The following is an 18853-nucleotide window of genomic DNA, read 5'->3' on the forward strand; positions in this document are numbered from 1 at the left end:
CACACCCGGCAGGTTTTCAGACGTGTCAGATGAAAATTAGTTAGTTCTTTGTGAAAAATATTGGCGGTAAATCCACATGGCGTCTAGTGACAATTTGTGTCTGAGGGCGGTTCAGCCGTTCGGTCGGAGCAGTACCTTTCCACCCCGGCCATAGGTCCCCGCATGGCGCATCGCCGCCTCGATCTCCTCCAGCGGATAGCGGGCCTCCACCGGCACGACGAGGGTGCCGTCCTGGATGCGCTCGGCCAGGGCCTGGTACATCTCGGCGACCTCGTCATAGGCCAGGCCCGACGCCACCTTGGCCAGCCAGAAACCGGTCAGGCTGAGCCCCTTGAACACCAGGTGGTCGGCGCTGATCTCGCAGGGTCGGCCGGACAGCAGGCCGTAATTGACGATCACCCCGCCCGGTGCCAGGCAGTCGGCCATGCGGTGCACCATGCTCCCGGCCACCGCGTCGATGCCGAGCCGGATCTCCGCCCCGCCGGTGGCGTCGTGGACATGCCGCACCAGGTCCGGGCCGTCGACCACCACCACGTCCGCGCCCTGGTCCATCAGCGGCTCGATCAGCTCCGGACGGCGCACCACGTTGACCGTGCGGATCCCGGCGGCCGCGGCCAGCCGGATCAGGTTGATGCCGACCCCGGAATTGGCCGCGTCCTGGATCACCCAGTCGCCGGGAGCGAGGTCGACGTAATCCTTGAGCATGCGATAGGCGGTGGCGCCGTTCACCTTCAGCATGGCCGCCTGCTCGACATCGATATCGGCCGGCAGCTTCACCGCCTGGGTGCCCTTCAGCACCACCTTGTGGGCCCAGTTCGTGCGCCCGAGGCTGAGCACCACGTCGCCCGGGGACAGGTGGTCGATCTCGGTGCCCACGGCCTCCACCGTCCCCACCCCTTCGATGCCGAGGCGCGACGGCACTTCGGGCAGGCTGGCGTATTTGCCCTCGATCAGCAGCAGGTCGGCCGGGTTGATCGAACAGGCCGCCAGGGACACGACGATCTCGTCGGCGGCGGGCGCCCCGGGCGCCGCCACTTCGACGGCCTTGACCACCTCATGGGCCGGCCCGATGGCCGTGAGTTCCGCTGCCAGCATCGAAGCCTCCTCCGTCGGATCACATGCGTTCAGTCCAGTTCGGGCTGGGCATCGCCCTCCAGCGGGACGTTGAACGCGTTCAGGGTCATCGAGATCAGGGTGTAGTAGCCGAGGATGCCGACCAGATCGACCACCCCCCGCTCGCCGAGAAGCGTCACCGCCTCGGCATAGAGTTCGTCCGTCACCTTGCGGTCGCGGTGCAGCGTCTGGGCGAAGTCGTGCACCACGCGCTCGTCCTCCTTCTCGAAGGGCGGCGTCCGGCGGGTGCGGACGGCTTCCACCACCGCCTCCGACAGGCCGGCCTTGAGCGCGATCGGCTTGTGCACCGTCCATTCGAACTGCGCGCCCCAGACCCGGCCGGTCACCAGGATCGCCAGCTCCGACAGCCGCGGCTCCAGCGACGAGCCGTAGCGGCAGAACGCGCCGAGCTGCTGCGCCTTGTCCGCCAGATCCGGCGAGGTCAGCCAGATCGCCAGCGGTCCCTGCACCTTGCCGCGCGGGCCCGAGGCGATCTCGTCATGGATGCGCCGCTGTTCCGGCGACAGCTTGTCTGGTTCGGGCAGTCTGAGGCGCGGCGGCGGCAGGACGGGCGGCATGCGGTTTCCTCCGGGTTTCTTGTTCCGTTCAGGCGGCCTTGGCGACGATCGGTTCCTGGCGGGCGATGCCGCCATTGCTGTCGAGCACGCGCTCGAACCAAGCATGGATCGGATCGTCGCCCTCCACCAGTTGGAAGGTCGAGGTCAGCCGCGCCCACTGCATCGAGCCGAACAGGATGTAGTCGGCATAGGTCGGCGCGGTGCCGCCGATGAACGGCTGGTCCTTGACCACCAGCCGGATCGGCTCCAGCGCGGTGCGGAACGCCGCCACCTTCTCGTCGCGCTTGGACTGGAATTCCGCCAGCGTCATGCCGAAGCGCTGCTCGCGCGAGGTGCGGAAATACTCCCGGCAGGTCTCGTCCACGCAGTCGAACACGTCGGCGACGATAAGCGGCGCGATCAGCGGCTGCACCATGCGGTCGACGAAGCCGTTGATGACCTTGGCCATGCCGCGCCCGGCCGTTCCGACCTCGGGGCTGCCGAACAGCGACGGCTTGTCCGGGAACGCGTCCTCCAGGAAGCAGGCGATGGCGAAACTGTCGGCCACCACGGTCTCGCCGTAGCGGATCACCGGCACCAGCTTCTGGCCGGAGAAGGCCACCTTCTCCTTCTCGGTGAACTTCACCAGCTCCAGGTCGTAGTCCAGCCCCTTATGGGCCAGCGCCATGCGGGTGCGCCAGCCATAGGGGCTGAACCGCGCTCCGTCCTTGCCGCACAGATCGTAGAAGGTGATGGCCATGACGCGCTCCCTGCGAGGACCGGTTGAAGGGACGGCGACGCTAGCAGAGCCCGCGCGCGGCCGACAATGCAGGGAATGGCGCCGCGACCGCGAAGGGTGTCTTGCCGCCATGCCCCGCTCCGCCCGCACCGGCAGGGATCAGCGCTTGCGCACGAACTCGGTGCGCAGGACCAGGCCCTTGATGCTCTCGTGGCGGCAGTCGATCTCCTCGGGGTCGGCGGTCAGCCGGATCGACTTGATCACCGTGCCCTGCTTCAGGGTCTGGTTCGCGCCCTTGACCTTCAGGTCTTTGATCAGCGTCACGGAATCGCCGTCCACCAGGACCGTGCCGGCGGCGTCGCGCACCGGCACCGCGTCGGGCTCGGCGGCCGCGGCGGCCTGCCCGGCCGGAACCCACTCGCCGCTGGCCTCGTCGTAAACGTAATCTTCATGCGCGTCGGTCATGGTACGCCTCGGTTGAATTTGTCGGCTCGGTTGAGCTGATCGGCCCGGTTGAACTGATCGAATGGGGCTTGCGGATCGTATGGAAGAGACGCGTACCGCAGGGCTCCGGAACCAGAGACCTACGCTTCGGCGCGGGACGGCGCAATCGCCGCGGGGGTCGGGCGGCGCAATCGCCGCGGGCGCGCCGCCGGCTGCACCGATCCGCGGCGGCTTGCCTTTCCGCTGCGCACCAATAGGTTAGGGCTCACGATGAGCGACGACAGAAACTACGCGTCCGATGTGGCGACCCTGGCCGCCGTAGAGCATCCGGACCACCGCGCCCTGCTGGAGTTCTGGTACGCCGCCAAGCCGGAGGGCGGCCTGCCGTCGCGCGAGACCTTCGAGCCGTCGGACTTCCGCGCCATGCTGCCGCGCATCGCGGTGATCGAGCCCTGCCTGGTGCTGGACGGTCTCCCGGTGGAGCCGGCGGCACTGGATGACAGGCCGGCGGAGCGCTCGTTCCGCTACCGCCTGGCCGGCACCGAGATCGTCGAGCGCGCCGGCCGCGACCCGACCGGCAAGACCTTTCACGCGCTGTACCGCGACGCCTACCTGTCGACCGCGATCCGGACCTACGAGGAGATCCTGGCCGCCCGCGTGCCGCATTTCTCCCAGCGCGTCTTCCCGATCGGCGACGGCACCAGCGAGCTGCGCTACGACCGCCTGATCCTGCCCTTCGCCCGGGACGGCCAGACGATCGACAGTTTTCTGCTCTGCATCGTCGTGGTGTCGCAGAGCGGGACGGTGAAGGTGGAGGGGAGTTTTCGGCGGTATACTTGAGACGCCCCGTTCCAGCATATCAGACGGTAACGTTTCTCCTCGGCTCCACCTCGTTGTTCACGCCTCCCACTCCCGCACAAGCCCGATCATCAGCATGTCCACCCGCTCCCCGCGGACAGAGAGCGGCAGGCCCAGCCGGTGGAAGGTGCCGATCCGCTTGTCGCTGATGTCCTCGTAGGGCCCGGTCACATAGTGCGGGCGGCGGGTCTCCACCGTGGCGAGGTTCCAGGGGCGGGTGGTCTCCCCCAGGCTGGTGGGGGCGCCCTCGTACAGGTACCGCCCCGTCAGGTCGCGGCCGCGCAGGTCGGCGACCTCGGTGCCGTAGAGCCGCACCCGGAAGCGCAGCGGGTCGTGGGTCACGTCGAGCAGGATCAGGTGGCTCAGAACCTGGGGGATCTCCAGCGGATCGAGATCCGCGCGGGCCGGCATCAGGCGGTCGCCGCGCTTGGCGTCCCAATAGGCGTACAGACCGCTCAGCAGCGGATGGCCGACCGCACCCCACTCCACAGCCTCCCGGACGGACGTCCGCGCGCCCGGCGTATCCCGTTCCCCGGTCACGGCCCCCTCCCCGCTATTCGGTCATCCGCTACTCCGCCACCCGCCAGTCCTCGATCCAGTTGGTGGTGGTGTACTTGTGCCCGGTCGGCCGCACGCCCTCCAGCCATTTCGGCAGGATGTAGCTGTCGGCCCGGAAATACAGCGGCAGCACCGGCAGGTCGGTGGCGTAGAGCCGCTGCAGCTCGGCCCACAGCGCGCCGCGCTTCTCACGGTCGAGCTCGACCTCGATGGCCTCGATCAGCCGGTCCATCTCCGGGTTGCTGTAGCCGGTGTAGTTCTGCCCGCCCCAGTTGTTCGCCTCACTCGGGATCGACTCCGAATGCAGGGTGGTGCGCGGCAGGTGCTCGGGCGCCGACAGCCAGGCGAACATGGCCAGCCCGGTGAAGCGGCGCTTGGAGACGGTCTCGCCGAAGAACACCCGCGGCGGCTCGTTGCGGATGACGGTCTCCACCCCGACCCGCTTCCAGTAGTCGGCCAGCACCTGCTGCACCAGCTCGCGCGTCCGGTTGCCGGCGGTGGTCATCAGCGAGATCGACAGCTTCTGCCCCTCGCCGTTCACCCGGATGCCGCCCGGCCCCGGCGTCCAGCCCGCCTCCTCCAGCAACGCCTTGGCCGCCTCCGGGTCGTAGGGATATGTCGGCACGCCCTCGGTCGTATGGGTCCAGTCCAGCGGGTTGACCGAGCCGGTCGCCACCGGCTGCTTGCCGGCGAACAGGCGGTTGTTGATCGCCTCCCGGTCGATCGCGTGCAGCAGGGCGCGGCGCACCTTGAGGTCGCCAAGGATCGGGTTGGACAGCATGACGTCCAGATGCTCGTAGATCAGCCCGGGCTGGTAGATCACGGTGTAGCTGTCGCCGTGGCGCTTCTCGAAGGCGATGGCCTGGTCGATGGCGAGCCCGCTCTCCCCGGCGATCATGTCGATGGATCCGGACAGCAGATTGGCCTCCAGGGCCGAGGTGTTCTCGATGGCGCGGATCACCACCCGGTCGAAGGCCGGGCGCGTGCCCTTCCAGTGCTCGTTGCGGGCCAGCACGATCTGGCTGCCGACCTGCACCTCGGCGACCCGGTACGGCCCGTTCCACAGGCCCGGATTGGTCGGGTCGGTCTGGTACAGGGTGCGGTTGCGGTACTCCTTGGGCTCGGCGAAGGCCGGCCGGTCGAGATGCGCCGGCATGACCGAGAAATCGCCCATGGAGCGGTAGCGGTAGTCGAGCTTGCGGTTGACGATGGTGAAGCGCTTGGGGCCGTGCACCTCGATGTCGAGCACGTCCTGATAGGCCTTCAGGATGTCGACCCCGGTCTCCGGGTTGCGGCCCATCTCCCAGGCGAACAGCACGTCGTCGGTGGTGACCGGCGTGCCGTCGCCCCAGAAGGCGTCGGCGCGGATCTCGTAGGTCTTGCGCACGCCGGTGACCGGCTCCCCCTCCTCGGTCTTCGACGGGAAGGTCTCGGCGTCGCCGTCCTCCAGGCTCGGCAGCTTGACGCAGAGCTGGCAGACCGGCGCCCAGTCCTGGTCCTCGACGGTGAGCTGACGCTGGGTGGCGGCCAGCACGTAGGACTTGGCCAGCATCGCGTCGATCATCGGATTCAGGGTCGAGGGATACTGGCTGACCCCGATGGTCAGGGTGTCGCGCGCGGCGGCGATGCCCGGCAGCAGGAGCAGGAAGGCGGACAGGGCGAGCAGGAAGCGGCGGCGCATGGTCGGACCTCGTGTTGCCAGAGGTCGAGGATAGGGCCGCGCGGCGCCGGGTCAATTCGCGAGGCGTCGCTCGGTGCGGGAAATCGCGTCTGGGGTCTCCATGGTGAGGACGGGAGAAGCGGAGGCCCCTATGCAGCCGTCTCCGACCCCGGCCGGGGTCCACACCGGCGCGCCGACGGCCGTTGCCCCCAAAGCCGCCGCTGGACGCCGCCGGACCGTGGACCCCGGTGCCGGGCGGGGACGGCACGGGGCGGTGGGGGCACGGGCAGTGGCGGTACGAGCGGTGGCGGCATGGCGGTGGTGCCGGGCGGCGGCGGTGTCGGCCCATCCACCCTACTCTCACTCCCCGGATTTATTCCGGGGCCTACACATCAACCTGCTCGGCAGCGGAACCAAAGAACCCGGCCGATGGGGCGCTATCGAGCGTAGACCCCGGAATAAATCCGGGGAATGAGAGAAGGGGAAGCGGTGGAGGGGCGCCTGCCCTGCTCGCCCCTATTCTCCCGCTGCACGGTGCTCGGGAAACAGCGACAGCAGCCCGGCCGGTGTTGCGGCAGAGACGCCGCGTTCGGTGATCAGGCCGGTTACCAGCCGCGCCGGGGTGACGTCGAAGGCCGGATTGCCCGCCGGCGAGCCCTTCGGCGTGATCGTCACCGACGCGAGCGTGCCGTCGTCGAGGCGCCCGGGAATGCGGGTGACCTCCTCGCCGGACCGCTCCTCGATCTCGATCCTCATGCCGTCGTCCAGCGTCCAGTCGATCGTCGGGCTCGGCAGCGCCACGTAGAACGGCACGCCGTTATCCGACGCGGCGAGCGCCTTCAGATAGGTGCCGATCTTGTTGGCGACGTCGCCGTTCGCCGTCACCCGGTCGGTGCCGGTGATGACCATGTCGACCTTGCCATGCTGCATCAGATGGCCGCCGGCATTGTCGACGATCACCGTGTGCGGCACCCCGTGGTTGTTCAGCTCCCAGGCGGTCAGGAAGGCGCCCTGGTTGCGCGGCCGGGTCTCGTCCACCCAGACATGCACCGGAATGCCCTCGTCATGCGCCTGGTAGATCGGCGAGGTCGCGGTCCCCCAATCCACCGTCGCCAGCCAGCCGGCGTTGCAGTGGGTCAGGATGTTCACCGTCTCGCCCGACTTCTTCGCCGCGATGGCGCGGATGATCTCCAGCCCGTGGCGGCCGATGGCGTGGTTCAGTTCGGCATCCTCGTCGCAGACCTGCTCGGCGAAGGTCTTGGCCGCCTCGACCCGCGCGTCGGGAGCCAGCGGCGCCAGTTTGGCCCGGCCGGCATCCAGCGCCCAGCGCAGGTTCACCGCCGTCGGCCGGGTGGCCATCAGCATGGTGTAGGCGCTCTCCAGGTTGCCGTCCGACGCATCCTCGCGCATCGCCAGCCACAGGCCCCAGGCGGCGGTCGCCCCGATCAGCGGCGCGCCGCGCACCAGCATCGCCTTGATCGCGTGCGCGGCGTCTTGCATCGACGTCAGCCGCAGTGTCTCGAAGGCATGCGGGAGCTTCGTCTGGTCGATGATCTCGACCGCCTCGCCGTCCTTGGCCTGCCAGATCGGGCGGTAGTGGGTTCCGTTGACCTTCATCGTCTCGTGTCCTCCCGCGATAGGGCGGTGCGCTGCTGCTTCGTTCAGGTGACTCCGGCGGGGCCGGATGATATGACCCTCGCATCCCAACCGCCACCGGAGTCCGTCCCCGCATGATCCCGCGTTATTCCCGCGAGAAAATGGCGTCCATCTGGTCGCCGGAATCGAAGTTCCGGATCTGGTTCGAGATCGAGGCCCATGCCTGCGACGCCCAGGCGGAACTCGGCGTGATCCCCAAGGAGGCCGCCAAGGCCGTGTGGGAGCGCGGCGCCTTCGAGGTCGACCGCATCGACGCCATCGAGGCCGAGGTCAAGCACGACGTCATCGCCTTCCTGACCAACCTCGCCGAACATGTGGGGCCGGAAGCGCGCTTCGTCCACCAGGGCATGACCAGCTCCGACGTGCTGGATACCTGCCTGGCCGTGCAGCTCACCCGCGCCGCCGACATCCTGGTCGAGGATGTGGACGCCCTGCTGGCCGCCCTGGAGCGCCGGGCCTTCGAGCACAAGAACACGGTCAAGGTCGGCCGCAGCCACGGCATCCACGCCGAGCCGACCACCTTCGGCGTGACGCTCGCCTCCCACCATGTGGAGTTCCAGCGCTGCCGCGAGCGCCTGGTCATCGCCCGCAAGGAGATCGCCACCTGCGCCATCTCCGGCGCGGTCGGCACCTTCGCCAATATCGACCCGTTCGTCGAAGAGCATGTCGCCAAGGCGCTGGGCCTCGTGGCCGAGCCGGTCTCCACCCAGGTCATCCCGCGCGACCGCCACGCCATGTTCTTCGCCGTGCTCGGCGTGGTCGCCTCGTCGGTCGAGCGACTGGCCACCGAGATCCGTCACCTCCAGCGCACCGAGGTGCGCGAGGCCGAGGAGTTCTTCAGCGAGAAGCAGAAGGGCTCGTCCGCCATGCCGCACAAGCGCAACCCGGTGCTGACCGAGAACCTGACCGGCCTCGCCCGGCTGGTGCGCATGACGGTGGTGCCGGCGATGGAGAACGTGGCCCTGTGGCACGAGCGCGACATCTCCCACTCCTCGGTGGAGCGGATGATCGGTCCGGACGCCACGGTGACCCTGGACTTCGCGCTGGCCCGCCTGACCGGCGTGATCGACAAGCTGATCGTCTACCCGGAGACCATGCAGGCCAATCTGGACAAGCTCGGCGGCCTGATCCACAGCCAGCGAGTGATGCTGGCGCTGACCCAGGCCGGGGTGAGCCGCGAGGACGCCTACCGTCTGGTCCAGCGCAACGCCATGCCGGTCTGGCTGGAGGGCAAGGACTTCCGCACCCTGCTGGGCGCCGACAGCGAAGTGACGGCCGCGCTCAGCGCCGAGCAGCTCGACGGGCTGTTCGACCTCGGCTACCACACCAAGCATGTGGACACGATCTTCAGGCGCGTGTTCGGCCGCACCGAGTAGGTCCGCACGGATGCGGAGGCGGATATGATCCACTACCGGCCCGCCCTCGCCTCCGACGCTCCGGCCGTCGCCCGCATCCTGCGGCTCTCCATGCGCACGGCGATGCCCTGGCTGCCCGATCGCCACACGCCTGACGAAGACCTCTGGTTCGTCGAGAACCGGATGCTGCCCGACGCCCGGGTCACCGTCGTGGAAGAGGACGGTACCGTCGTCGGGTATATGGCGCTGAGTGCGGTCGGCGACTGGATCCGGCATCTCTACCTTCTGCCCAGCCATTGGCGCCGCGGCTTCGGAACCGAGCTGCTCTGCCGCGCACAGGCCGAAACGAAAGAACTCCAGCTCTGGGCCTTCCAGCAGAACCTCCCGGCCCGCCGCTTCTACGAGCGCCACGGGTTCCGCGCCGTCGACTTCACCGATGGCGCCGGCAACGAAGAGAAGACGCCGGACGTACGCTATCTCTGGCGCGCCGACGGCAGCCAGTTCGATGCGCCGCCGCTGACCTATCGCGAGATGACGGTGGCCGATATCCCCGCAGCCCTGGAGATGCGCTTCACGACCAACGAGAACGCCATCACGCCGGAACAGTTGGAGCAGCAATACGGTGTGACGGTCCGAAGCCTGACCCCGCGCCTCTCCGCCGAACTGAAAGGCTGGCTCTGCGCCGCCGACGGCCAGGTCGTGGGCTTCGCCATGGCAGACCGCAGCGACGGCGAGGTGGAGGTGCTGGCGGTTCGGCCCGGCTATGAGGGGTTCGGCATCGGCCGCCGGCTGTTGGAGCTGGCGGTGGACTGGCTGCGGGAGCAGGGCTGTTCGCCGATCTGGCTCTGCGCCACCCCCAATCCGGACCTGCGCGCCTCGGCGGTGTATCGCCACCTGGGCTGGCGGAAGACCGGGCGTCGCGTCGGTGCCGACGAGGTGCTGGAACTGGCGGAACGTTAGGACCGCCAGGGTTCAGCCGTTTCCGTTGCCCGCTCCCTCCCCCACCACCAATCACACTCCCCGGATTTATTCCGGGGTGAGCGGTTCGGCACGCTTCAGCGGCGCCGCGATGTTGGCAACGCCCATCCCACGCCCGACGCCCGCCCCGGAAAAAGTCCGGGGAGTGACCAAGGGAAGAGGTGGAGAAAGATCCCGGATCTGGTCCGGGATACCTGCCGGGCTAGCGCCCGACAGGTCACTTCGGATCGATGAGAAACGTCGTCAGCACCCAGCGCTGGCCCTTGGTGACCGGCTTGGCCTCGTGCAGGACCTCGCAGCCGAAGATCGCTCCGGCCCCCTTGGGCGGGGCGTAGAGATGCGGGCTGTATTCCGGAAACGTCAGTTCGCCTCCCTCGTAACCCTCGTTCAGGTTCAGCGAGACGGCGAACCGGCGCCGGCGCTCGGAGCGCAGGCTGTCGCGGTGCGGGGCGAAGAAGTCCTTGCGGTCTTCGCCGTAGCCCAGGACCGTCAGCATCTCGAAGCGCAGCGGCGCGTGGAAATTGAAGACCTTCTGGATCTCGTTCATCACCCGCGGGCCGATCTGCTGGGCGATCGTGCGCTGCATGTCCGGGTCCTTGACCACATGCTCGCGGTTGCGCTTCACCGTGTCGTCGGCGACGTTCTTGAAGCCGTCATTGACCGTGCCCTCGACATTGTCCGCCTTCCACGCCTCGATCAGCGCGTCGCACAGAGGATCGGGCAGCAGCTTGTCGAGGATCATGGCCGGCGCCGACCGCACCAGACGCTGGGCACCGGCCCGGGCCGCCTTGGCCTCGACCTCCAGAACCCTGACCGCGTCGCCGACCGGATCGCGGCTGTCGGCGGTGGTGAACAGCGCGATCACCCGCTGGTTGGCGTCGAGGGCGGCAACCGCCGCCTCCGGCCGGTCGGCATCGTTCTGCGATCCGTCGGGCAGCGGCCGGAACAGCCGCATGCCGTCGCCATAGGGATCGATCATCGCCAGCGCCCCGGGATCCATCTCGCCCTCGGCCTCGCGGCGCATGAGGACGAAACGGTGCGCGCCCAGCTTGTCGAGCGCGCCGGCTCGCCTAGCCAGGGCCGAGAGCAGCTTGCGTCCCTCGCCCGTCGTCGGATTCGGCACGGCGGCCACCAGGATCGGCCCGCCCTTGACCTCCAGATAGAGCTGTCGCGCCCGGCCCTTGATGTCCGGGAAGGTCAGGTTCGGCGTCCGGTCGCCCGGACGCAGGGCGGGAATACTCATGTCAGACTGTCTGTCGGCCGGTATCGGGACAGGCGGTTCAGGACTGGGCGCTGATCTGCGCCGTCGCCACCACCAGCAGCTCGTTCATCTTGTGGCGCAGCCGGGCCTCGGAGAGCTCGCCGCCGGCGGCGCTGACCTTGGCCATGACGAATTCGACCACATCGCTGTCGCCCGGCCGGTCGAAATCGGCGGCGACGACTTCCTTGGCGAACTCGGCGCGCGCGTCGCCGGTCAGCCCCAGGAACTCATCGGCCACCCACTCTCCCAGCATCCGGTTGCGGCGCGCGGTCGCCTTGAACAGCAGCTCCGCATCATGCGCGGACTTGTTCTCTTGGGCCTTCTCACGATCGTCGAACCCGCTCATCACACGCCTCCCAGGCTAGGCGGAACCTTAAAAACAGGATATCGCCCGCAGGACGGCGCGGACGACCCGGGCGGACCATACACAACCGCCCCCGCGATGTGAACGCGGGAGTTCGGCCCGGCGGCCCAGCCCTTATTGAGCCTTGCCGCCGGGCCGGCAACGCGCCACTTTTGGCCTCCCATGTGCAGCGTAATCATCCTGCGCCGGCCGGGCCATCGATGGCCCGTGATCATCGGCGCCAACCGTGACGAGATGGCCGACCGGCCGTGGAAGGCGCCGGACCGGCACTGGCCGGACCGCCCGGAGGTGGTTGCCGGACTCGACGTGCTGGCCGGCGGGAGCTGGTTCGGTATCAACGATTTCGGGGTTCTCGCCTGTATCCTGAACCGGCACGGCACCCTGGGCCCCGCCGTCGACAAGCGATCGCGGGGCGAACTCGTGCTGGAGGCGCTGGAGCATGCGGACGCCGCCGATGCGGCCCGGGCGCTGGCCACCATCGAGCCGTCGAGCTATCGCGGCTTCAACCTGCTGATCGCCGACAGCCGCGATGCGTACTGGATCGCCAACCGCGAGGACGATTCGGGCATCTCGCTGGAGAACGTGCCCGAGGGCGTCTCCATGCTGACCGCCCATGACATGAACGACCGCCGAGGCTCGCCGCGGGTCGCGCGCTATCTCGACCGGTTCCGCGCCGCGCCCGCCCCCGACCCGGCGGGCGGCACGGACGGCGCGGGCGACTGGGACGTCTGGGCCATGCTGCTGGGCTCCCGCGACTTCGCCGCCGAGGCCGGACCGGCTGGGGCGATGACGGTGGTCAGCGACACCGGATTCGGCACCAGCAGCTCCAGCCTCGTCGCCCTCCCCGCCCCGGGGGAAGGCCGCCCGATCCTCAGGTTCGCCGCCGGCCGGCCCGACACAACGCCGTACGAGCGGATCGACGCCTGGCAGGACGGGCCGGAGGACGCACCGGACGACACGCCGCACACCTGAGATCGTGCCCGACCGCCGTGTCCACGGGCCGAGATTGAGTTGGCGGGGGCCTGCTGATATAGGGTCCGCATTCACGCGCGCAGAGTCCGGCGGAGTCGGCGCCGCGCGACGATCGCGACCCGATATTCGATCCGCCGATTTGGAGACCATTTTGATGGCCAGACGCCGCAAGCTCTACGAGGGCAAGGCCAAGATCATGTACGAGGGCCCCGAGCCCGGCACGATCATCCAGTATTTCAAGGACGACGCCACGGCCTTCAACAACCAGAAGCAAGGCGTGATCACCGGCAAGGGCGTGCTGAACAACCGCATCAGCGAATACCTGATGACGAAGCTGACCGAGATCGGCGTCCCCAATCACTTCATCCGCCGCGTCAACATGCGCGAGCAGCTGGTGCACGAGGTCGAGATTCTGCCGGTCAAACTGGTGGTGCGCAACGTGGCCGCCGGCTCGCTGGCCAAGCGCTTCGGCCTGGAGGAAGGCACCCAGCTGCCGCGCTCGATCATCGAGTACTATTACAAGTCCGACGAACTCAACGACCCGATGATCTCCGAGGAGCACATCACGTGCTTCGGCTGGGCGGCCACCCAGGACCTGGACGACATGGTCACCCTGTCGCTGCGGGTGAACGACTTCCTGGTCGGCCTGTTCCTCGGCGTCGGCCTGCGCCTGATCGACTTCAAGCTGGAGTTCGGGCGCTGGTACAACGAGCACGACGAGGTCCAGATCGTGCTGGCCGACGAGATCAGCCCGGACAACTGCCGGCTCTGGGACGTCGCCACCAACGAGAAGATGGACAAGGACCGCTTCCGCCGCGATCTGGGCGGTGTTAAGGAGGCCTATCAGGAGGTCGCGCGGCGCCTGGGCGTGCTGCCGGAGGCCGGGCCGATGGACCTCAAGGGACCCAAGGCGGTTCAGTAACCGGGCCGTTCAGCAACACGCCAATCGCACCACACGGGATAAGACGATGAAAGCCACCGTTCACGTGACGCTCAAGTCCGGCGTTCTCGACCCCCAGGGAAAGGCCATCGGCCACGCGCTCTCCACGCTCGGCTTCTCCGGCGTGGGCGAGGTCCGCCAGGGCAAGGTCATCGAGATCAGCCTGGACGAGACCGATGCCGCCAAGGCCGAGGCCGACGTGAAAGCCATGTGCGAGCGTCTGCTGGCCAATACGGTGATCGAGAACTACAGCATCCGAATCGACGGATGAGCCTGTGCGCCGGCGCTTCGGCACCGTGCGGCCGTCGGGCCGGCACGTCACAGCAAATTTCGCGCGGCCATACTCCGTGATTCTGCGCTACCATTCGCGCGCCTGGAGCAATTGAGCCGAGCCCGTGCCGACGCCGAATACCACCGACTCCATCGACGGCCGTGTCGACCAGGAAGCAGCGGCCTTGTTGGAGGCCTTGGCCCACGCAGCCATCGGGATCGTCGTTCTGGACACGGACCTGAAGCTCGTCGCGTGCAATCCGAGCTTCGCCACGCTCAACGAGCTCGATCCGCGGGATCTGGTTCCCGGATGGCCCTATGAGCGCCTGATCCGCCGCAACGCCGAGCGCGGCCTGTACGGCGGTGGCGATGTCGACGCCCGGACACGCGATCGCCTGGATTTCACCCGCAACGCCCCGCCCTTCCAGCTCGAACGGCTGCGCGAGAACGGCTCCGTCCAGCTCATTTCCGGTTCCCGGCTGCCGTCGGGCAACATCGTGGTGACCTTCGACGAGCGCGGTCCCGCCGCGCTGGAGCGTCTCGGCGACTCCATGCTCAGCTACGCGTCGCTGCGCCGCGCGCTGGAGCACAGCCGCCAGGGCATCGAGATCTGGGACTCCGCCGACCGCCTGCTCTACATCAATCCGGCCATGCAGGAGATCGCCCGGGAAACCGGCGTCCCCATGCGGATCGGCATGACCTTCGAGGAACTGATCCGGGCGCGCGCAGAACGCGCCACCGAGCCGCTGGAGGGCGACGAAGCCGAGACCTTCATCCGCGAGCGGGTCGCCCAGCACCAGCGCGGCGGCGAGGACCACCTGATCCCCTGGTCGGACAATCGCTGGTACCTGGTGCGCGACGGCCGGCTGCCCGATGGCGGCACCATCACGAGCGTCAGCGACATCTCCGAGCTGAAGCGGGCGGAGCGGGCCCTGCGGGAGAGCGATACCCGCCTGCGCGACTTCGTGCGGGCCAGCTCCGACCGGTTCTGGGAGCTCGACGCCAAGCTGCGGTTCACCCTGCTGATGGATCTGCGCGCGGACACCAGTTACCCGGCATCCTCGCGGTTTCTCGGTCGCACCCGGTGGGAGACGGTGGGCGCCGATCCGGAGAGCAGCCCCTACTGGGCGCAGCACAAGGCCACCCTGGAGCGCCGCGAGCCGTTCCGCGACTTCCGCTATGCGATCGCCGGCGCTACGGGCGAATACCGCCATTGGCGGGTGTCCGGCGTTCCGGTGTTCGACGAGACCGGCGCGTTTACCGGCTATCGCGGGACCTCGGTCGACGAGACCGACTACCGCGAGGAGCTGCAGCAGGCGCAGAAGGCGCTGCAGCGGGCGCTGCGCGACGCCGAGACCGCCAACCGGGCGAAGTCGATGTTCCTGGCCACGGTCAGCCACGAGCTGCGCACGCCGCTGAACGCCATCATCGGGTTCTCCGACCTGCTGGTCAGCGAGGTGTTCGGCCCGCTCGGCGATCCGCACTACGTCGCCTATGCCCGCGACGTGCAGGCGAGCGGCCACAGCCTGCTCTCCCTGATCGAAGACATGCTCGACCTGACGCGGGCGGAGATCGGCCAGATCATGCTGCGCGAGAGCCGGGTCGACATCGCCACCGAGGTCGCCGCCTCGGTCGGCATGGTGCGCAGCCGGCAGACCGGTGCCATGGCCCCGATCTCGATCGAGGTGCCGGTCGACCTGCCGCCGATCTGGGCCGACGGACGGCTGATCCGCCAGATCCTGTTCAACCTGATCTCCAACGCCGCCAAGTTCACCATGGCCGACGGACGGGTGGCGATCGAAGCGGAGATCGACGACGGCGGCCTGCAGATCCGGGTCTGCGACACGGGAATCGGAATCCGGTCGCAGGATATCGACACCGTGCTCCGCCCCTTCGAACAGGTCGACAGCGCGCTGAGCCGCAAGTACGAGGGCATCGGCCTGGGTCTGCCCCTGTCCAAATCCTTCGTCGAGCTGCATGGCGGAAGTCTTGAGATTCAAAGCGAACTGGGGATCGGAACCAAGGCCATCGTCCGCCTGCCGAAGGGACGGATCGGCGCCGACGGATCGCCCCCCGCACCGACCGCCTGACCGGCCTGCTTGCCGCGCTTGCACACGGACGCGCGCGGCCCTAGTTTCCCGCCGAACAGGTCCTCCCCGCCTCCGAAGCGACGAGCTGCCGGGGCAACCGCCGTTGGAGCGCCCATGAAATCGGCCATCATCGTCTTCCCCGGATCTAACCGCGACCGCGACATGGTCATGGCCCTGCGCCAGGCCTCGGGCAGCGACCCCGCCATGATCTGGCACAAGGAAACCGAGATCCCCGACGTCGACCTGATCGTCGTCCCCGGCGGTTTCTCCTACGGCGACTACCTGCGCGCCGGCGCGATGGGCGCGCTGTCGCCCGCCATGCGCACGGTGAAGGAGCGCTCCGACAAGGGCGTGCCGGTGCTGGGCGTGTGCAACGGCTTCCAGATCCTCACCGAGGCCGGGATGCTGCCGGGCGCGCTGATGCGCAATTCCGGGCTGAAGTTCGTGTGCAAGACCGTGCACCTGAAGGTCGAGACCTCGCAGAGCCTGTTCACCAGCGGCTACAGCGACGGCCAGGTGATCTCGGTGCCGGTCGCCCATAACGACGGCAACTACTTCGCCGATCCGGACACCCTCGACCGGCTGGAGGATCGCGGCCAGGTCGCGTTCCGCTACGTCGCCGCCGATGGCAAGCCGGGCAACAACCCGAACGGCTCCCAGCGCGACATCGCCGGCATCTACAACGAGACCAAGACGGTGCTCGGCCTGATGCCGCATCCCGAGAACGCGATCGAAGCCCTCCATGGCGGCACGGACGGGCGCGGCCTGTTCGACGGCCTGGTCAAAGCGCTGCACTGAACACCGGATAGACAATGACCCTTCCCAACGCCGCCATCACCGACGAGGTCGTGGCCGAGCACGGCCTGACCCAAGACGAGTATCAGGTCGTCCTGCGCATCCTCGGCCGCGAGCCGAACCTGACCGAGCTGGGCATCTTCTCGGTCATGTGGTCGGAGCACTGCTCCTACAAGTCGTCCAAGCGCTGGCTGAAGACGCTGCCGACCGACGGCCCGAACGTGATCCAGGGCCCGGGCGAGAATGCCGGCGTCATCGATATCGGCGAGGGTCTGGCCGCCGTCTTCAAGATCGAGAGCCACAACCACCCGTCCTTCATCGAGCCCTATCAGGGTGCGGCGACCGGTGTCGGCGGCATCCTGCGCGACGTGTTCACCATGGGCGCGCGGCCGATCGCCAACCTGAATGCCCTGCGCTTCGGCGACCCGGACCATCCCAAGACCCGGCACCTGATCTCCGGCGTGGTCGGCGGCATCGGCGGCTACGGAAACTGCGTCGGCGTGCCGACGGTGGCCGGCGAGGTGAACTTCCACCCGGCCTATAACGGCAACATCCTGGTCAACGCCATGACCGTGGGCCTGGCCCAGGCCGACCGGATCTTCTATTCGGCCGCCGCCGGTCCCGGGAACTCGGTCGTCTATGTCGGTGCCAAGACCGGCCGAGACGGCATCCACGGCGCCACCATGGCGTCCAAGGAGTTCGACGAGGACAGCGAGGAGAAGCGGCCCACCGTTCAGGTCGGCGACCCGTTCACCGAGAAGCTGCTGCTGGAGGCCTGCCTGGAGCTGATGGAGCGCGACTGCATCGTCGCCATCCAGGACATGGGGGCCGCCGGCCTCACCTCCTCCAGCGTCGAGATGGCCGACAAGGGCGGTCTCGGCATCGAGCTGGATCTCGACCGCGTGCCGGTGCGCGAAGAAGGCATGACCGCCTACGAGATCATGCTGTCGGAGAGCCAGGAACGCATGCTCATGATCATCCGCCCGGAAAGCGCCGACGAGGCGCGGGCGGTGTTCGAGAAATGGGACCTGGACTTCGCCGTGATCGGCTCGGTGACCGAAACCGGCCATATCGTCCTGAAGAAGGACGGTGTCGTGCAGTGCGACATCCCCGTCGAGCCGCTGGTCGGCGAGGCGCCGGAGTACGACCGCCCGCACACGCCGACCGCGCCGCAGCCGATGATCGCCGCCGCCGACGTCGCCGCACCCAAGGCGTCCCTGGGCGAGGTGCTGGCCCTGCTGATGTCCTGCCCGGACATGGCCAGCCGCCGCTGGATCTGGGAGCAGTACGACCACCTGGTCATGGGCGACACGATGATCCGCCCGGGTGCCGACAGTGGCGTGGTCCGCATCCGCGACACCGACCGGGGCCTCGCCGTCACCGTCGACTGCACCCCGCGCTACTGCCTCGCCGATCCGAAGACCGGCGGCGCGCAGGCAGTGGTGGAGACCTGGCGCAACATCACCGCGACCGGCGCGACGCCCCTGGCCGCGACCAACAACCTGAACTTCGGCAACCCGGAGAAGCCGGTCATCATGGGGCAGATCGTCGGCTGCGTGACCGGCATGGGCGATGCCTGCCGGGCGCTGGACTACCCGATCGTGTCGGGCAACGTCTCGCTCTACAACGAGACCGAGGGGACCGCGATCCTGCCGACCCCCGTCATCGGCGGCGTCGGCGTGATCGAGAATGTGAACAAGCTCGCCACCCCGGCCCTGAAGGCCGCCGGCGAGACCCTGGTCGTCCTCGGCCAGCCGGCCGACCGCAAAGACGGCTGGCTGGGCTGCTCGCTGTACCTGCGCGAAGTGGAAGGCCGGGAGGAAGGCGCGCCGCCGCCGATCGACCTTGCGGCCGAGAGGCGCACCGGCGACCTGGTCCGCGCGCTGATCGCCGAGGGGGCCGTGAGCGCCTGCCACGACGTCTCCGACGGCGGCCTGCTGGTCGCGGTGGCGGAGATGGCGCTCGCCTCCAAGACGTTCGGCGCGGACGTCACGGCACCCGAGGGTGCCGTGGCCCATGCCTGGGCGTTCGGCGAGGATCAGGGCCGCTACGTGGTGACCACCTCGGACCCCGCCGGGCTCATCGCCCGTGCCGAGTCGGCCGGGGTTCCGGCCGCCACCGTGGGCACCGTGGCGGATGGCGGTCGATTGACACTCAATGGTATGCCCCTCATATCGGGGGAGGAGCTGAGCCGTCGGCACGAGGCCTGGCTGCCGAAATACATGGCCGCCGAAAGCTGAACC

The 18853-nt window shown here is 68.4% G+C and carries 18 protein-coding genes; 9 read left to right on the forward strand and 9 right to left on the reverse strand.

Annotation, left to right across the window (positions count from 1 at the left end):
* Positions 1-111: 111 nt before the first annotated feature.
* The 4 genes from BLS34_RS15920 to BLS34_RS15935 all read right to left on the reverse strand — a co-directional run bounded on the left by BLS34_RS15920 (position 112) and on the right by BLS34_RS15935 (position 2874).
* Positions 112-1095, reverse strand: coding sequence for a zinc-dependent alcohol dehydrogenase family protein (locus BLS34_RS15920; RefSeq protein WP_093151733.1), 984 nt, complete (start codon positions 1093-1095; stop codon positions 112-114).
* A gap of 29 nt (positions 1096-1124) precedes the next feature.
* Entirely contained in the window at positions 1125-1691 is a 567-nt protein-coding gene (locus tag BLS34_RS15925; RefSeq protein ID WP_028794230.1) for a carboxymuconolactone decarboxylase family protein, read from the reverse strand.
* A 28-nt stretch (positions 1692-1719) separates the two neighbouring features.
* Positions 1720-2430, reverse strand: a complete 711-nt coding sequence (locus tag BLS34_RS15930) for a glutathione S-transferase family protein (RefSeq protein WP_028794229.1) — start codon at positions 2428-2430, stop codon at positions 1720-1722.
* A gap of 138 nt (positions 2431-2568) precedes the next feature.
* A complete protein-coding gene (locus tag BLS34_RS15935) occupies positions 2569-2874 on the reverse strand; it encodes an alkylphosphonate utilization protein (RefSeq protein WP_093151736.1) in 306 nt (101 codons plus the stop codon).
* A 249-nt stretch (positions 2875-3123) separates the two neighbouring features.
* Between BLS34_RS15935 and BLS34_RS15940 the strand changes: the two genes are divergently transcribed.
* A complete protein-coding gene (locus BLS34_RS15940) occupies positions 3124-3693 on the forward strand; it encodes a PAS domain-containing protein (protein ID WP_093151738.1) in 570 nt (189 codons plus the stop codon).
* Between the two features lie 57 nt (positions 3694-3750).
* Here BLS34_RS15940 and BLS34_RS15945 read toward each other — a convergent pair whose 3' ends face one another.
* From BLS34_RS15945 to mtnA, 3 genes are all read right to left on the reverse strand, one after another.
* On the reverse strand, positions 3751-4251 hold the full coding sequence (locus BLS34_RS15945; protein WP_038013982.1) for a PAS domain-containing protein: 501 nt from the start codon (positions 4249-4251) through the stop codon (positions 3751-3753).
* 28 nt (positions 4252-4279) lie between these two features.
* Complete coding sequence (locus BLS34_RS15950; protein ID WP_093151741.1) at positions 4280-5950, reverse strand: peptide ABC transporter substrate-binding protein; 1671 nt, start codon at positions 5948-5950, stop codon at positions 4280-4282.
* A 495-nt stretch (positions 5951-6445) separates the two neighbouring features.
* Positions 6446-7546 carry an S-methyl-5-thioribose-1-phosphate isomerase gene (gene mtnA / locus BLS34_RS15955; protein WP_093151744.1) on the reverse strand — a complete coding sequence of 367 codons (1101 nt, stop codon included), beginning with the start codon at positions 7544-7546 and terminating at the stop codon, positions 6446-6448.
* A gap of 113 nt (positions 7547-7659) precedes the next feature.
* On the opposite strand from mtnA, the gene purB reads away from it, so the two are divergent.
* Together purB and BLS34_RS15965 are read left to right on the forward strand one after the other, a co-directional pair.
* Complete coding sequence (purB, locus tag BLS34_RS15960; protein ID WP_093151746.1) at positions 7660-8961, forward strand: adenylosuccinate lyase; 1302 nt, start codon at positions 7660-7662, stop codon at positions 8959-8961.
* A 24-nt stretch (positions 8962-8985) separates the two neighbouring features.
* Positions 8986-9900 carry a GNAT family N-acetyltransferase gene (locus BLS34_RS15965; protein WP_093151749.1) on the forward strand — a complete coding sequence of 305 codons (915 nt, stop codon included), beginning with the start codon at positions 8986-8988 and terminating at the stop codon, positions 9898-9900.
* Between the two features lie 235 nt (positions 9901-10135).
* On the opposite strand, the gene BLS34_RS15970 is transcribed toward BLS34_RS15965, so the two are convergent.
* Both BLS34_RS15970 and BLS34_RS15975 read right to left on the reverse strand, forming a co-directional pair.
* A complete protein-coding gene (locus tag BLS34_RS15970; protein ID WP_093151751.1) occupies positions 10136-11161 on the reverse strand; it encodes a 2OG-Fe(II) oxygenase family protein in 1026 nt (341 codons plus the stop codon).
* Between the two features lie 37 nt (positions 11162-11198).
* Positions 11199-11525, reverse strand: coding sequence for a DUF1476 domain-containing protein (locus tag BLS34_RS15975; protein WP_028794222.1), 327 nt, complete (start codon positions 11523-11525; stop codon positions 11199-11201).
* Between the two features lie 180 nt (positions 11526-11705).
* On the opposite strand from BLS34_RS15975, the gene BLS34_RS15980 reads away from it, so the two are divergent.
* The 6 genes from BLS34_RS15980 (at position 11706) to purL (ending at position 18850) form a co-directional block, all read left to right on the forward strand.
* Positions 11706-12515 carry an NRDE family protein gene (locus BLS34_RS15980; protein WP_093151754.1) on the forward strand — a complete coding sequence of 270 codons (810 nt, stop codon included), beginning with the start codon at positions 11706-11708 and terminating at the stop codon, positions 12513-12515.
* 154 nt (positions 12516-12669) lie between these two features.
* Positions 12670-13437 (forward strand): phosphoribosylaminoimidazolesuccinocarboxamide synthase, encoded by a 768-nt coding sequence (gene purC / locus BLS34_RS15985; RefSeq protein WP_028794221.1) that lies wholly within the window; start codon positions 12670-12672, stop codon positions 13435-13437.
* Positions 13438-13483: 46 nt separating this feature from the next.
* Entirely contained in the window at positions 13484-13726 is a 243-nt protein-coding gene (purS, locus tag BLS34_RS15990; RefSeq protein ID WP_093151756.1) for a phosphoribosylformylglycinamidine synthase subunit PurS, read from the forward strand.
* Between the two features lie 124 nt (positions 13727-13850).
* Entirely contained in the window at positions 13851-15815 is a 1965-nt protein-coding gene (locus BLS34_RS15995) for a PAS-domain containing protein (RefSeq protein ID WP_093151759.1), read from the forward strand.
* A 114-nt stretch (positions 15816-15929) separates the two neighbouring features.
* Complete coding sequence (gene purQ / locus BLS34_RS16000; protein WP_028794219.1) at positions 15930-16613, forward strand: phosphoribosylformylglycinamidine synthase subunit PurQ; 684 nt, start codon at positions 15930-15932, stop codon at positions 16611-16613.
* Positions 16614-16627: 14 nt separating this feature from the next.
* Positions 16628-18850 (forward strand): phosphoribosylformylglycinamidine synthase subunit PurL, encoded by a 2223-nt coding sequence (gene purL, locus BLS34_RS16005; RefSeq protein WP_093151761.1) that lies wholly within the window; start codon positions 16628-16630, stop codon positions 18848-18850.
* Positions 18851-18853: the final 3 nt, after the last annotated feature.

Source organism: Thalassobaculum litoreum DSM 18839 (assembly GCF_900102465.1).
GTDB lineage: Bacteria > Pseudomonadota > Alphaproteobacteria > Thalassobaculales > Thalassobaculaceae > Thalassobaculum > Thalassobaculum litoreum.

Coding starts and splice junctions, on each gene's coding strand:
- BLS34_RS15970 (WP_093151751.1), bottom strand. CDS start 11,161: ATGAGTATTCCCGCCCTGCGTCCGGGCGACCGGACGCCGAACCTGACC.
- purS (WP_093151756.1), top strand. CDS start 13,484: ATGAAAGCCACCGTTCACGTGACGCTCAAGTCCGGCGTTCTCGACCCC.
- BLS34_RS15920 (WP_093151733.1), bottom strand. CDS start 1,095: ATGCTGGCAGCGGAACTCACGGCCATCGGGCCGGCCCATGAGGTGGTC.
- purB (WP_093151746.1), top strand. CDS start 7,660: ATGATCCCGCGTTATTCCCGCGAGAAAATGGCGTCCATCTGGTCGCCG.
- BLS34_RS15980 (WP_093151754.1), top strand. CDS start 11,706: ATGTGCAGCGTAATCATCCTGCGCCGGCCGGGCCATCGATGGCCCGTG.
- BLS34_RS15950 (WP_093151741.1), bottom strand. CDS start 5,950: ATGCGCCGCCGCTTCCTGCTCGCCCTGTCCGCCTTCCTGCTCCTGCTG.
- BLS34_RS15925 (WP_028794230.1), bottom strand. CDS start 1,691: ATGCCGCCCGTCCTGCCGCCGCCGCGCCTCAGACTGCCCGAACCAGAC.
- mtnA (WP_093151744.1), bottom strand. CDS start 7,546: ATGAAGGTCAACGGAACCCACTACCGCCCGATCTGGCAGGCCAAGGAC.
- BLS34_RS15965 (WP_093151749.1), top strand. CDS start 8,986: ATGATCCACTACCGGCCCGCCCTCGCCTCCGACGCTCCGGCCGTCGCC.
- BLS34_RS15930 (WP_028794229.1), bottom strand. CDS start 2,430: ATGGCCATCACCTTCTACGATCTGTGCGGCAAGGACGGAGCGCGGTTC.
- purQ (WP_028794219.1), top strand. CDS start 15,930: ATGAAATCGGCCATCATCGTCTTCCCCGGATCTAACCGCGACCGCGAC.
- purC (WP_028794221.1), top strand. CDS start 12,670: ATGGCCAGACGCCGCAAGCTCTACGAGGGCAAGGCCAAGATCATGTAC.
- purL (WP_093151761.1), top strand. CDS start 16,628: ATGACCCTTCCCAACGCCGCCATCACCGACGAGGTCGTGGCCGAGCAC.
- BLS34_RS15940 (WP_093151738.1), top strand. CDS start 3,124: ATGAGCGACGACAGAAACTACGCGTCCGATGTGGCGACCCTGGCCGCC.
- BLS34_RS15975 (WP_028794222.1), bottom strand. CDS start 11,525: ATGAGCGGGTTCGACGATCGTGAGAAGGCCCAAGAGAACAAGTCCGCG.
- BLS34_RS15935 (WP_093151736.1), bottom strand. CDS start 2,874: ATGACCGACGCGCATGAAGATTACGTTTACGACGAGGCCAGCGGCGAG.